At 57.7% G+C, this 13,099-nt stretch carries 11 protein-coding genes; 2 read left to right on the top strand and 9 right to left on the bottom strand.

What is annotated here, in order from left to right; all coding sequences use genetic code 11:
* The first annotated feature begins 139 nt into the window (after nucleotides 1-139).
* Entirely contained in the window at nucleotides 140-895 is a 756-nt protein-coding gene (locus AS136_RS24265; protein WP_023322490.1) for an SDR family NAD(P)-dependent oxidoreductase, read from the top strand.
* A gap of 4 nt (nucleotides 896-899) precedes the next feature.
* On the opposite strand, the gene AS136_RS24260 is transcribed toward AS136_RS24265, so the two are convergent.
* Nucleotides 900-1,493: a TetR/AcrR family transcriptional regulator gene (locus AS136_RS24260; protein WP_023322489.1), complete on the bottom strand. Its 594-nt coding sequence runs from the start codon at nucleotides 1,491-1,493 to the stop codon at nucleotides 900-902.
* 73 nt (nucleotides 1,494-1,566) lie between these two features.
* On the opposite strand from AS136_RS24260, the gene bdcA reads away from it, so the two are divergent.
* Complete coding sequence (gene bdcA / locus AS136_RS24255) at nucleotides 1,567-2,280, top strand: SDR family oxidoreductase (protein WP_008805173.1); 714 nt, start codon at nucleotides 1,567-1,569, stop codon at nucleotides 2,278-2,280.
* Nucleotides 2,281-2,346: 66 nt separating this feature from the next.
* On the opposite strand, the gene AS136_RS24250 is transcribed toward bdcA, so the two are convergent.
* The 8 genes from AS136_RS24250 to AS136_RS27525 form a co-directional block, all read right to left on the bottom strand.
* Nucleotides 2,347-2,841, bottom strand: a complete 495-nt coding sequence (locus AS136_RS24250; RefSeq protein ID WP_023322488.1) for a hypothetical protein — start codon at nucleotides 2,839-2,841, stop codon at nucleotides 2,347-2,349.
* Between the two features lie 125 nt (nucleotides 2,842-2,966).
* Complete coding sequence (gene tssJ, locus AS136_RS24245; RefSeq protein WP_023322487.1) at nucleotides 2,967-3,509, bottom strand: type VI secretion system lipoprotein TssJ; 543 nt, start codon at nucleotides 3,507-3,509, stop codon at nucleotides 2,967-2,969.
* Nucleotides 3,487-4,572, bottom strand: a complete 1,086-nt coding sequence (gene tssG, locus AS136_RS24240; RefSeq protein ID WP_063267057.1) for a type VI secretion system baseplate subunit TssG — start codon at nucleotides 4,570-4,572, stop codon at nucleotides 3,487-3,489. The genes tssJ and tssG overlap by 23 nt, the downstream gene beginning before the upstream one ends.
* Nucleotides 4,536-6,290: a type VI secretion system baseplate subunit TssF gene (tssF, locus tag AS136_RS24235; protein ID WP_049165549.1), complete on the bottom strand. Its 1,755-nt coding sequence runs from the start codon at nucleotides 6,288-6,290 to the stop codon at nucleotides 4,536-4,538. The genes tssG and tssF overlap by 37 nt, the downstream gene beginning before the upstream one ends.
* 79 nt (nucleotides 6,291-6,369) lie before the next feature.
* Nucleotides 6,370-7,962: a type VI secretion system protein TssA gene (gene tssA, locus AS136_RS24230; RefSeq protein WP_063267056.1), complete on the bottom strand. Its 1,593-nt coding sequence runs from the start codon at nucleotides 7,960-7,962 to the stop codon at nucleotides 6,370-6,372.
* The gene (locus AS136_RS24225; RefSeq protein ID WP_063267055.1) at nucleotides 7,959-11,354 is read right to left on the bottom strand and encodes an ImcF-related family protein; all 3,396 of its coding nucleotides are present in this window, start codon (nucleotides 11,352-11,354) and stop codon (nucleotides 7,959-7,961) included. Before AS136_RS24225 ends, tssA begins: the two co-directional genes overlap by 4 nt.
* Nucleotides 11,351-12,790 carry a hypothetical protein gene (locus AS136_RS27530; RefSeq protein WP_071582734.1) on the bottom strand — a complete coding sequence of 480 codons (1,440 nt, stop codon included), beginning with the start codon at nucleotides 12,788-12,790 and terminating at the stop codon, nucleotides 11,351-11,353. The genes AS136_RS24225 and AS136_RS27530 overlap by 4 nt, the downstream gene beginning before the upstream one ends.
* The gene (locus AS136_RS27525) at nucleotides 12,790-13,053 is read right to left on the bottom strand and encodes a PAAR domain-containing protein (protein WP_074158377.1); all 264 of its coding nucleotides are present in this window, start codon (nucleotides 13,051-13,053) and stop codon (nucleotides 12,790-12,792) included. The genes AS136_RS27530 and AS136_RS27525 overlap by 1 nt, the downstream gene beginning before the upstream one ends.
* Between the last annotated feature and the right edge of the window lie 46 nt (nucleotides 13,054-13,099).

Here is a 13,099-nt window from a genome sequence, read left to right as displayed (position 1 = left end):
TTTAAAGCCTGAGTATGCGCTATTTCCCGGGAAAAGGGAGTGAACGGAGAGAAATGGGCAAAAAATAACAAGGATTGGGCAACCCGGCCTGACGCGCGGCCCCTATTGTAGAGCCTCAACATACCAGAGAGGACCGAACATGACTAAGATTGCACTTATTACCGGCGCCAACCGCGGCCTTGGCCGTCAGACTGCACTGGATATCGCCCGCCAGGGTGGGGATGTCATCGTCACCTGCCGCGGCAATCTCGAACAGGCGGAAGCGGTGGTCGCCGACATCCGCGCCCTGGGCCGCAAGGCCATCGCCCTGCCGCTGGATATGGCGCAAACCGCCAGCTTCCCGGCCTTCGCCGATAGCCTCGGCAGCGCGCTGGCCAGCGTCTGGGGGCGGACCACCTTCGACCACCTGATCAATAACGCAGGGCACGGCGAATTCGCCCCGCTGGCCGAAACGCGCGAAGCGCAGTTCGACGGGCTGTTTAACGTCCACGTTAAGGGGGTATTTTTCCTCGTACAAACCCTGCTGCCGCTGCTGGCAGACGGCGGACGGATCGTTAACTTCTCCTCCGGGCTGACCCGCGTCTCCTATCCTGGCTTCTCCGCCTACGCCGCCGCCAAAGCGGCCGTGGAGATGCTGAGCGTGTATATGGCCCGCGAGCTGGGCGGGCGCGGCATCACCGTCAATACCATCGCCCCCGGGGCTATCGCCACCGATTTTGGCGGCGGGCTGGTGCGGGACGACGCAGGGGTTAACGCGCAGTTTGCCGCCATGACGGCGCTGGGACGGGTGGGCGTTCCTGAGGATATTGGGCCAATGATCGCCAGCCTGCTGCGCGACGATAACCGCTGGGTGACCGCCCAGCGGATCGAGGTGTCGGGCGGACAAACCATCTGACGACTCAGGCTGGCAGGATGTGCTCCAGCGCCAGGCCTGCCAGCCGCACGGTCTCCAGGAGACGCGGCAGACTATCCCCTTCCCGCGCTTTCGCCGACAGGCCAAGCATCAGTGTATCCATATAGTCAGTCACCCGCAGCGCGTCCTGCGGGCGATGGCGGGCGATATACTGCTGGATTTTGGCTCTTGCCGCGGCATGCCATTCGCCAGCCGCCCCTCGGGCGTCGGCATCCTGGCAATGTACCCCCTCCAGCACCAGACAGCCGGCGGCGGCCGGATCGGCCACATAGCGGCGAGCCGCCTCCTGCAGCACGGCGATGAGCGACGCCGCCACCGGCTGGTCGTCTCGCAGCAGGGCGTCGATGGGAATGGCCCCGGTCTGGCTGTAGCGCTGCAGGACGCGGGTATACAGCCCGAGCTTGCTGCCGAAAGCGGCATAAAAACTCGGGGGATTGATACCGAAAGCCTGGGTCAGATCGGCCACGCTCACCGCGTCATAGCCTCGCGCGTGAAAGAGGCGCTGTGCCGTTTCAATGGCCTGTTCCGCATCAAACTGGCGAGGACGTCCCGGAGTACGCCCTTGTTTTGTAGTGGTCACTATATTAATCCTTGACAGCCTGTTTTGCCGCAGCATATTGTAATCGTCACTACAATATCATGAGGTACGGGATATGACAGCATTTCACAACAAATCAGTGCTGGTTTTAGGCGGGAGTCGGGGAATTGGCGCGGCGATTGTCAGGCGTTTTGTCGCCGATGGCGCATCGGTGGTGTTTAGCTATTCCGGTTCGCCGGAAGCGGCCGAGCGGCTGGCGGCGGAGACCGGCAGCACGGCGGTGCAGGCGGATAGCGCCGATCGTGATGCGGTGATAAGCCTGGTCCGCGACAGCGGCCCGCTGGACGTGTTAGTGGTCAATGCCGGGATCGCCATTTTCGGCGACGCCCTCGAGCAGGACAGCGATGCCATCGATCGCCTGTTCCGCATCAATATTCATGCCCCCTACCATGCCTCCGTGGAAGCGGCGCGCCGCATGCCGGAAGGCGGGCGCATTATTGTCATCGGTTCAGTCAATGGCGATCGCATGCCGGTGCCGGGAATGGCGGCCTATGCGGTCAGCAAATCGGCCCTGCAGGGGCTGGCGCGTGGCCTGGCGCGGGATTTTGGCCCGCGCGGCATCACGGTCAACGTCGTCCAGCCCGGCCCTGTTGATACCGACGCCAACCCGGAGAACGGTCCGATGAAAGAGCTGATGCACAGCTTTATGGCCATTAAGCGCCACGGCCGCCCGGAAGAGGTGGCGGGAATGGTGGCGTGGCTGGCCGGTCCGGAGGCGTCGTTTGTCACGGGCGCCATGCACACCATCGACGGAGCGTTTGGCGCCTGATATCCCCGGGCGGCGATGCGCGCTTTGCACCGCCGCCGCGGGAACGTCATCCCCTGTCAGGGATCTTCAGGCCAGGCTGTCGACCGCCATAAAAAAGCGATCTTCGGTAAGCATAAGCCGCGCTTGCGGGGACTGGTGCGCCTTGCGGATCATCCAGCCATCCTCCGGGGCCAGGCTAAGATAAAACACCTCCCGGGAGCCCGTACCGCCGGGTGTCTCGAGACTCAGCGTCACGATCCCCTTTTCCACGCCATCCAACAGCTGCTGCGGCACGATATTGACGCTGCGCTCGCCGTTTTGCAGACGAATGGCCGGGATATCGTAGCGGCAGATGCCGCTGTTGAGGCTGTAGCCAAGGGTACTCAGATCGTGGAGGTGGCGGGTCGAAATCACCACCTCGATACCCGTTCCGTCAAACCACTGACTTACCTGCTGAGCCAGCGCCGCCATTTGCTGGCGAAACCTGGCGATATCCGCGGCGGCCGACCCGTCGAGGGCCGCTGTCCGCTGCGGATTTTGCTGTTGCTGCAGTTTCTTAAAAAAACGTTCCCTCGCTGTCACGTTATCTCCCTGTGCTGTGATGAAACCGGTTGGGCTGGATGAAGATGGTTATCGCCCGTTCGCTGGTTACGAAGATTGAGGGCGAACTGGCGCGATGGCCCCGCCGCAAATGTTTGTTTTCGACGTTACTTCGCCGCTTCAGGCCTGAGCCGTAGCTGGTTGCGTTCGGCGGTGAAAATGCGCGGCTTGTCCGGATCCAATTCCTCACGCCCCAGCACCTGCTTCCAGGTATTTCTTTCTGTGTCCGGATAGCGGAACAGGCCGACAACCGCCACGAACGTCGCCTCCGCTTCCAGCGGCATATTCAGACTGGCATCCCCTCCGGGACCGATCACCACATCGCGACTGGCGAGGAGATCGGCGGCGAGCAGAATATCCCCCTCCTCCAGCAGCTGCTGGTAAACCAGCCGGTCAAAGGTCTGGCGATCTTTAAGCTGATAGATGCGCACCACCACCGGTTCAGAGAGCGAGTGATTCTCTCTGGCATCGGTGTTGAGCGCTTCACGCGCGGTAAAGTCCAGATGCAGCGTATTAATTTTCTTATAAAAAACGGCGTTGAAGGCATTTTTGGTCCCCTCCGAGACGCGCTGGGTGAGCCCGCACCCGCTCAGACAAAGTGCAAGCAGGGGCAGCAGGCAGGCGATTTTAGTCAAACTTGTACGTAACACGTCGGTTTCCTTGAGATGAGGTGGCAGGCTGCAGGCCCGTATAGGTACCCAGCTCGGTGGTAAAGGTCTGAGGAATATCGTCCTCACTCTCGCCCTCACCCACGCCCAGCACGCCGTTCATACCGAGCCAGAACGGCTCGTCCCCCAGCGGAGGGACAGCCAGCAGTCGGGTCGGCGCGGTCAGGGTGATGTTGGCCCGGAATCGCCAGCCGAGGTATACCCGCAGCAGGATCAGAAAGTCCCGAAACAGCGGGCCGTCAGGCTTCCAGCCCTGCGCCTCCGCGGGATTGTCGGTGGTAAGGGCGACGAGGAGCTGGCTGCTGGCGTCCATCGCTTCGTCACCCAGCGGCGTGTTGCCGTCCAGTAAGAAGTCGTCATCGCCGTAAAACCCCAGCGGCTGACTGATCGCCACCGGACGCAGGCTGTACGGGCTCACCCTGACGGTGGTCTCCGGGGCCAGCAGGGTGACCAGCGCCTGGATCCCCTGCTGGGTTTTGCCAGGCTGCCGCAGCACGCCAGTTAGCGCCAGAAAGCGCGACGCCGGCGAAGCGATATGCTGCGTCGTGCCGGGGATGCCCAACCCCGCCAGGCCCAGCAGCGACTGCGAGAGACGATCGGTGCCGCCAGGCTCAAAGGTGGCGGGCCAGGAGTATTTCCGCCAGATGCGGTAAAACTGCGTCATGATCCGGTGGCTGAAGATATCCAGTAAGCCCTGCAGCGCTTCATGCCCTTCCCTGCGCTGGGCGATATCATCGAGATATGCCGTCGGGAGCGGCGAATCGACACCGTACAACCCCATAAAGGTGGTGCGAATGACCGGCGGCCCGCAGTCATCGGCCTCATCGTATTCCACAGCTCTGAGTTCGCTGGCCGGGAATCCCATCCCCGGATGCGGGTAAAAACGCACCGGATCGTCAGCCGGATGGCTGGTCGCCCCCATCAGCGGTTGGCCAGGACGCCGTTTTTCCAGAAGCTGGCAGAAGCGGTAAAAATTGATCCGCGGCAGGTCGGCCTCCAGCCGCGGGTTCAGCCGGGAATGCGTCGGCTGTGCTTCTCTTCCCATTCCAGTCGTTCTCCGGTTGGTTGCAGAATGATAATCAGGCGGTTGAACAAATAGATGTCGGTGTAGAGCGCGAAGAAGCGGCTAAGCATCTCGCCAAACAGGCATATGTCGCCTCGTCCGGCAAAGCCGTGACTGTCGAGGGTGACTTCAATCTGCACGCCGCGCACCAGATGGCCCTGAGCAAAGCGCTCTGTCGCGCGGTGATTCACGTCGAGGATGGCTTCCAGACGCCGACGATTCATCTCGCTGTCGGTCCATTCATACAGCGCCAGGGTGCCGCGCAGGACTTCAGCGTTGTCCATCAGGGAAAGAAAACTGCTGCCCAGATGGCTCAGCACCCGCCAGTGAAAGCGGTCCTGGGCCGGGGGATAGCACGGCAGCGTTGGTGCGCAGAGGTTACGCACCGCGACGCTGGCGGAAGTGGTTTTCATCACCGTATCGAGCACGGTGCTCTGCAGCGCACGACGCGGCAGCTGGCCGTTAGTTCCGGTGAGGGTCAGCGACAGGCTTTCATCTTCCGGTACGGTATGATTGTCAAAGGCTTCCCCGCCGACGATAAGCCAGGTGTTGTACAGCCCGGAGGGGCCACGGCGCACCCGGGTATGATAGTAATAGTCCGCCGCGTCATGACGCATCATGCCGCCTTTGTGGCGAAAACTTGAGAACGGCGCGTAAACCTGCTGGTGCGAGGAGATCACGGAATCGACGGTGTAAATTTCGGTGTGGCCGTCCTGCACGCGCATCGGGCGCAGCGGGTATTCGGTCTGCAGGGAATTGATGGTCAGCGGATCGGACTCCAGCGGAAACAGGTTGATCACTGGCACGCAGTGCAGGCGCAGCTGCTTTTCGCTGAAGCGGAAGTCATGTTCCCAGCGTTCCGCCAGCACGACGTCGATTTCAAACCACGCCAGTCCGGCCGGAAAAGCCACCGTCTCCAGCCCGCGCAGATCGATGAACATGAACTTTTCGCGGAAGGTAAAATACTCCAGCAGCAGCTGGTAACCGCGAAAACTGCGGCCATCTTCAGGCCAGAGGCTGTCCTCCTCGCCAAATCCCAGCGCGCTGAAATACCCGTCCAGCGGCCTTCTGTCCACCTCATCGGACATGCGCAGCCACATCCGGGCCACATTGAGGGTAAAGGCCTCGTGCATGGCGCAGGCCAGCGGCGCATCGGCGTTACAGTAGAGCGGGATATGACTGAGATCGACCCGGCTCCAGTCCGTCAGCTGGCTGCAGTTAAAGCGCAGCGTGATCACCGACCGGCCATCCGTATCGGTGGCCAGCCGGGCTAGCTCAAGGGATAACGGCTGTAGAGCGATCGCTTTGGTGGTGGTGTACCGGCAGCGCGTGCCCTTTTCACCGATCGGCCGGGAAAGCACTTCAAAGCCTTTGACCATCGTCATCGGCTCTTTCATTTCCGGCCAGTCGGGGGTGAATTCCACGACCGACATCGAGGGAATGGTACGTAAATAATGTGGCCACAGCAGACTGACCACGCCTTCGGTCAGCTCAGGCAGATCGTCATCGAGTTTCTCGCGCATGCGGCCCATCAGGAAGGCAAAACCTTCAAACAGACGCTCGACAAAGGGGTCGCGAGCGCCCGCTTTGTCGAGATTGAGCATTGCCGCCTGCTCAGGATGAGCACGGGCAAACTCTTCACCCGCTTCCAGCAGGTAGCGCATTTCAGCGTCGTAATAACGCAGGGTTAAATCGTCCATAAATCACCAGAAGAAGTAATATCTTTCAGATATGCAGAGAACCGCAGGTGCAGGGAGTGCAATGTGAATGATGCGTGAATTATGCGCACAGCACCGCAGCGCGAGCGGGATCCAGAGCGATAAGCCCGGCAAGCAATGACTCCATTTCTGGCAGCAAGCGATTTTTTTCTGCCTCACTGCGCCCGGCCTTGCCTCTGAGCAGCCGGAGTCGGCGGGCTTTGACCTCAAAGATAAGCTCCGGCTTCCATTGTTCGAGCGTCATTTCCCGGGCGCGGCTGTCGAGTTCCGCCAGCAGATGCAGCGCCATTTCATTTTTTCCGTACTGCTCGCTGACCCGCGCCATCAATAAGCGCATCAGCCACCGATTGCGGCTGGTGGTATAGCCCGGCTGCGCCTGTAACCAGTTCAGCGCCGACTCAATACCTTCATCGTCCGCGCGGGTGAGCACTTCTGGCTCCAGCGACAGCACCTCATCAGCGCTGGTCGCCGCCATTACCGGCTCATCTTGCCATCCGGCCATCTCATCCAGAACACGCTCGTTAAGCCAGTTGAGCGTTACTTCATCGGCGAATGGCGTACCATCGTTAAACGCCAGGGTTTCCAGCCCCGGCAGACGAGCCAGTAGCCCTTTCATATCCTGGCACAGGATATCGGCCCGTACACTGTCAGCATCCAGTTTCAGCAGCGCCTGCCAGGCGTACCACTGCACATCCAGCCACAAGTGGTTGACGCCTTGCGCCAACAGCGTGTCCGTATGCTCTAGCAGTTCCGACCAGCTTTTCTGTAAATACAACCGCTTAAGATGGGCTTTACTCTCAGGCTTGGGAGGCAATAGCCGGGTCCGGCCGGAGGCATCCAGCGGCGGTAACTCCGTTAACGTATCCCAACGCACACTCTTCATCAGATGATGACCTGCCAGCCATCCGCCGGGACACTCGCGCAGATATTTCGCCAGCACCTTAGCCTGATCGAGCAAATCACGACCTGACGTGACGGTATGCATTACCGGCGCGGTGTCCGCATGTTGGGGTAGCAGATCGTGTTCTTCGCGGCTGGTCTGCGGCACCAGACTGCGGGCTCCGCCGTTTTGCACCAGGCGGTTCTCCAGTATCTGATATAGCCCGGAAAGATCGGGGCGGGATGCCTCAGCCAAGCCGGCAAAAGAGGCTTCCGCCAGCAATAACGCCCCGATAATGACCTGCATAGTGGTCATGTCGACTTCCGGATAAAGAGACAGACTGTCCGACATCCGGCGACTGCCAAGCCATTCCAGCGCCGATTTACAGCTACGTTCACGCTGGGGATGGAGCATAGCCCCAAACCGCTCAAGCATTGCCGCCAGCAGCGTAACGCCTTCCGCCAGACCGCTCTCGCCTTCCCGCTGCAGACGCGCCCACACGTAAAAGGTGATCACGCGCAGATCCTTGCAGGTCTGAGTCAGCAGTTTTTCTGCCAGCTGGCAAATCAGCTCGGTATCGACACCGGAGATCTTATTGACCTCCTCGCGGATACGCTGAAAATCATCGTCATAGCCCGGATCGCTCCCGGTGGGCTGGGTGTCACTGATTGGCGCAAGCCAGGACTGCCACTGCGCCTGGCGTGACCGGGCCTGCTGGCGCAGTACGCTTTCATCCAACTGACTGGCGGCAACCAAATTTTGTAAAATACTCATAATTCCATCTCATCCATGTCACTATTCCCTACCCCCGTCGTCAGGGCCTGTGCGCTCTCAGCCGCATCGACACTAAAAATCTGATCCGGCAGGGTCAATCCGCGCAGCGCCAGAAGCGCCAGCGGGCCGCTCCCAAGCTGGGAGCGCAATACCCACTGCAGGGTGCGGCCATCCGGAGCGGTGAAGCTCATCATCCACTGGCTGCGTTCGAGTTGCTGGCGTTTACCCTGCTCCAGCCAGCGAATAAAGCCCCAGGTACCGCTGTAGTCACCAAACAGACGCGTGCCCGCATTGACGGTGGTCCAGGTCAGCAGAGTGCCGGGTTTATACGTCTCCCCCGGCCAGCGGAAAGTCTGCCAGTCGGCCATCTGATTGAAATAGCGCAGCTTTTGGCCGTCTATCGTCAACTGTGTCTCGACAACCTCCGGGGCAGGCCTGGCCTGTAACTCAAAGCTGATCCCCTGGCTGCCGTCGGTAAAAAGAATGTCGGACAGCTGGCTTAGCTGGTTGATGGCGCGCAGAAAGGCCGGATTAAAGACCAGGCCGTGACTGTTGACCTTATCCGGCACCCACTGACTGCCTTCTTTATGCAGGACACCGTTCAGCTCCGTCGTGAGAAAACGTTCGATCCGCCCGCTGTCCTTGCGCACAAACTCAGCCAGCATCGGCAGCGAGGCGTCACTTTTGCTGGCGGCAAACGGAAAGCGTCCGTCAAAGGCGGTGTGCCAGTTGGCGACCACCGATCGGCGCCATTTGTCATTCAGACTGGCCGCCGACGGCAGAAGCACGGTTTCCCAGGCCTGCGTCAGCGGCTGCACAAACAGAGTATTACCGAAGCCACTCCACTCTTCGCCAAGACTCGCCGAAATCAGGCTACCGTACTGTTGCGTGTCGGTCAGGTCGACGCTTTTCCCCTGGAAGACGGTCTGCGCCAGGGTCTGCATCATCTCCTGCGGATCGGAGGCATTCGCAACCTGCTGCAGGCGCAGGCGCACGCGGGTGATACGGGTCAGATAGGTTTGCAGGCTCAGGGTGCTATCGGCCGACATGACGTTGCTGCCCGTGTTTTTCCCCATCAGCTGGAGCAGTGGGCCGAACGTGTCATCCAGAGGCCCCTGCGGGCCGGTTGCCGACTGGTCGATGACCGGCTTGTCTTTCCCGCCCACCAGGTCTTTGGCCGATTTAATAAGGCTGTCCGACAGCCCCTCCCTTTGTTGCCCCGCCTGCCCCTGCCAGGCAAGGGTATTCATCAGGGCAATCAGCGGCGACTGGCGGACATCGCTTATCAGCGTGAGCTGGTCGGTAACATCGGCGATATTGGTCGTCGGGTTGAGTCGCAGACTGTTGAGAAAATTCAGCCAGCTGCCAGCGAAATCGGTGAAGTAGCGTCGGGTCAGACGCGCTTTCAGCGCCTCCGGCGACAGGTCTGTCGACATCGTTTTGCGCGAATCGCTCAGCACCCAGTCGATTTCCTCCCGGCGCGAGCTGGCTGCCTTATCAATGGCCTGCTGAATGCCGCCTTCCCATGCCTGGCGGGTAAACATCCCCGGGACCACTTCATCGGTGGTAAACAGGCGGCGCGCGTCGGTGCCACTGGTCATGTCTTCCAGCGACACATCGGCAAAATTACGACGCACGGATTTGAGCATGTTCTCATATAAGGTGCTTTCGGCATTGCGGCGACCTAGCTGCTGCAACAGAACCTGACGGCTCTGACTCACCCGTTGCGCATCCGGGATGATCTTCCACTCTGGCCGCTCGGGCAGCAGGGAGAGATAAAAGGCCCACAAATCCGGCGCCAGACTTTGCCACAGACCGGTCGAGATCCCCATTCGCGTCGGCTGGACCGCTTTCATGTTCTGCGCGAAAAATGCGCCATCGGCTTTATCCGGACGAGCCATCATCAGCCAGGCTTTCAGCTGGTCATAGCCTGGTTTCGCCAGCTGGGCTCGTTGGTCGCTATTGGGGGCGGAGTTGACCAGCGCGCTGAGCGCCTGCTGCAACGCGGCATTGGCCGGGTCACGTATCAGGCGATGATTTGCCACACCGTACCAGGGCAGGACGGCGTCTAATAGTTGCTGATGATGGTCCAGACCAAAGCGCCGATACCAGGGAGCGCCCTTCTGCCCATCGTGCACAAGACGGCCGGCTTCGTTGCGCAGGGCATGAAGGGCCGTCAGTTGATAGTCAGAAACGGAGGGGTGGGCCACCAGGTCGCGGGCTTTTCCCGCGACTGTAGCAATCTGACTGTAATTAAGGGCAAAGGAGAGCAGCAGTCCCGCCGCCCACAGGCCGAGGATAGCCAGCAGACCGCACGCCAGGCCCCGCTCCCATGCCATTCCCACGTGATGCCCGCGTAAACGGCGGCAGTCATCGACGATCCCTTGCCAGGTCGCGGGCAGCGTCAGGAGATGAGGCTGGCCCGCAGGCGAGGTATCCGCCTCCTGATACGGATCTACGGTACGAGGCTCTGGCAGGCTAAACATCAGGCCACGCAGCGCAAGCCGCTGCCGCGAGGCGGTCAGCCACGGCGCCAGCTGCCAGCGCCATTGCGCGATCCCCCCGTCGATAAGCCGCTGCCCCAGACGCAGCAGAAAGTCGTGGCGGGTCTCCTCCGCGATCTGGCGCATCCCCTGCTCCCGCAGCGTGGGCAGCATCTGCGCAAGCTGACGGGCGACATCGTCCTCGGTAGCGCGTAACGGGAAGCTAACCCCTACCGCCTGCACCGCGCGGTCAGCCTGCGGCCACTCACTGTCGCACAGTTTCCACAGCCAGACCGGGGCGGCATAGCGCAGCAGTTCGCTGATTTTTTCCAGCCCGCGCAGGTCGCTCTCGCTTATCTGCGGCGTCAGGGTGAGAGACGACGGCATCACCCGCACAATCCCGTCCAGAGGACGACCGCGGCGCAGCTTGCGCAGCGCGGCGTATTGCTGGTTATCGGGTTCGGAGAGCAGACTGCCGCCGTAAATCAGAACGGTACGCTGGCCCTCCAGCCAGCGCTGCTGACATAGACCAGGCGCCAGTTGTTCGATTGCTGTATCGTCCCCGGTGACTAAAATCAGGCGGACTTTGCGGCGCCAAAAGAAACTATAGCGGTGCTGAAGATATTTTTTTAATTCATTGTTGTTCTCTGCCGTCGCATAATACATCTCGTTGACATAGTTCTCATCATCAGGGGTAAATGGTGTTTCAATATGCCTCTCAAATAAGACGAACTGAGCTGTTACGCAGGAAATGCAAGATATTCCTATAATCGCGCCTATCTTTAACCAGGTGGAATATCCCTCAATAATAGCAGGGATTTTATTTATCTGAGAAATTAATAAAACAATCAGGAGTAAGATAACCAAAATCAGGAGACCAAAACCTACCAATCGTATATTTTTTCTCATTCCAACCTTTCCTTTTTGGGCTCTCTGACAGCCTTAACAAAACGAGGATACAGCAGTTTTGAAATTACATTGCGCGTAAGAATGACTATAAAAGAAAAAGATACTACAAGAAGAAATGAAAATATCACCATGCCAGACCAGGAAAATGCAATCGAGGGTGAGCAATTTGCTATCAAACCGAAAATACTAACACTAAACAACAACGCCATCATAACTGTTCCAGCAGGAAATGGGGATAAATAAAATTCTCTTAATTGGGGAGAAATCACCGGACAACTCTTTCCTATTGTCACAGCCCAACCCTCATTTTCATTTTCGCACAAAAGTAAATGTGTTGCTGGGCCATAACGTGTCATTTCGCAAGCTGACGCAATCATCAACCATCCAGCAAGCCTTTTATAAACGCCAAATTCCTTGTCAAAATCAATTACTCCCCCAACTCCGATATTATCAATCAGTGGTAATGGTAGTGTATTTAAAACTCTACCCAATTCTTGTCGGACCGTAATGTTTAATCCACTATGCCAGACTAAATATCTTTGATCTGATGGTTGTTGCCCCATATCACGCCACTCAATTAATTCATTCTCCATGGCATCACCACGAAGGGGCATTGCATGGAAAATTTTGGGGATAAAATTATATTCACCTTGCTTAACTAAAGATGATGGTTTAAGCAGTAAAACGCTTGCAAACTCTGGTAATGACTCATTAGGCTGCCGATAATGCATCGCCAGCACCAGAATGTTGCCGCATGTAGTAGATACACACTGGTTCCAGTCTTTAAAGGCGAACTCTTTCGGGAGCACCAATGTATAAGGTAAACCAGAGAGTTTTTCGCTATCCCAGAGTCGTCGAAATGCCCGCTGTTCCGCTTCTTTTTCGCTAGAGGAGGTAAGTAACATCACCGTTAAATTACCCGAATGCTTATCAAGAAGCCTCTGTGGCATACTGACAAACAGTAATCGACATAGTTGTTCAAAACGCGAAATACCCGGCGTTAGTGGCTCGCCAGGAAGCAGTGTCAGCGGCGGTTTTTCATCAATGCTTTCCGACGATACACCAGCGATTTTAGGGAGCAATTGAGAGTTGGCTGGTATTATACAATGGAAGCTTACAAAGTGGTGCTTGTGTGCTCTTCTGAACCACAGAAGATTCGTATTATGTCTCCAGGAATTCCAACGCCATACAGCAAAAGCTTGAACCTCCCACCAGAACGTGTAGAAGGTGACTACAGTAAAACATCCGATAGTAGTTTGTAGTATCATTGGCAGCCAATAACCGCTACTAAAAGAAAGAAATCTATTTTCCGGAGAGTCCAACACTGCAATAATTAGCGACAGAACAAAACCTAATAAAACAATCAAGAGGCATAACCAAGGCGACCACTGTTGGGCGCTGTTTTTCTTTGGAATAACCGGTAGAGACCATCCCATTATCCGATCTCCATATCCTGTAAACTGGCAATAACCACAGCTCCGCACTGTGTTTTACAATGATGGATAACAACTCCACGGCCGTTTTCTTCATAGGCAGAAAAATCACACTCAATGATGTTATTTGTACCATGATACGGGCAGGATACAGTATCGTTCAGGAGGGCGACATTTTTTCCCGATATTTCAAAACTGGACGAGGCTGAAGTTACTCTACCATCATGTGAAGTAGCATCCCCTATTACAACGATATATTTACCCACTTGCCATTCCTTTGGTTAAAATTAAGACCTTGAATATATATTTTGA

The sequence above is a fragment of the Klebsiella sp. D5A genome, assembly GCF_001620885.1.
In the GTDB taxonomy this organism is placed as follows: domain Bacteria; phylum Pseudomonadota; class Gammaproteobacteria; order Enterobacterales; family Enterobacteriaceae; genus Klebsiella; species Klebsiella variicola.
Note: the sequence above shows the minus strand (reverse complement) of the source record. Positions and strands in the feature narration are given on the sequence as shown.

Coding starts and splice junctions, on each gene's coding strand:
- AS136_RS24265 (WP_023322490.1), top strand. CDS start 140: ATGACTAAGATTGCACTTATTACCGGCGCCAACCGCGGCCTTGGCCGT.
- bdcA (WP_008805173.1), top strand. CDS start 1,567: ATGACAGCATTTCACAACAAATCAGTGCTGGTTTTAGGCGGGAGTCGG.
- tssG (WP_063267057.1), bottom strand. CDS start 4,572: ATGGGAAGAGAAGCACAGCCGACGCATTCCCGGCTGAACCCGCGGCTG.
- tssF (WP_049165549.1), bottom strand. CDS start 6,290: ATGGACGATTTAACCCTGCGTTATTACGACGCTGAAATGCGCTACCTG.
- tssA (WP_063267056.1), bottom strand. CDS start 7,962: ATGAGTATTTTACAAAATTTGGTTGCCGCCAGTCAGTTGGATGAAAGC.
- AS136_RS24225 (WP_063267055.1), bottom strand. CDS start 11,354: ATGAGAAAAAATATACGATTGGTAGGTTTTGGTCTCCTGATTTTGGTT.
- AS136_RS27530 (WP_071582734.1), bottom strand. CDS start 12,790: ATGGGATGGTCTCTACCGGTTATTCCAAAGAAAAACAGCGCCCAACAG.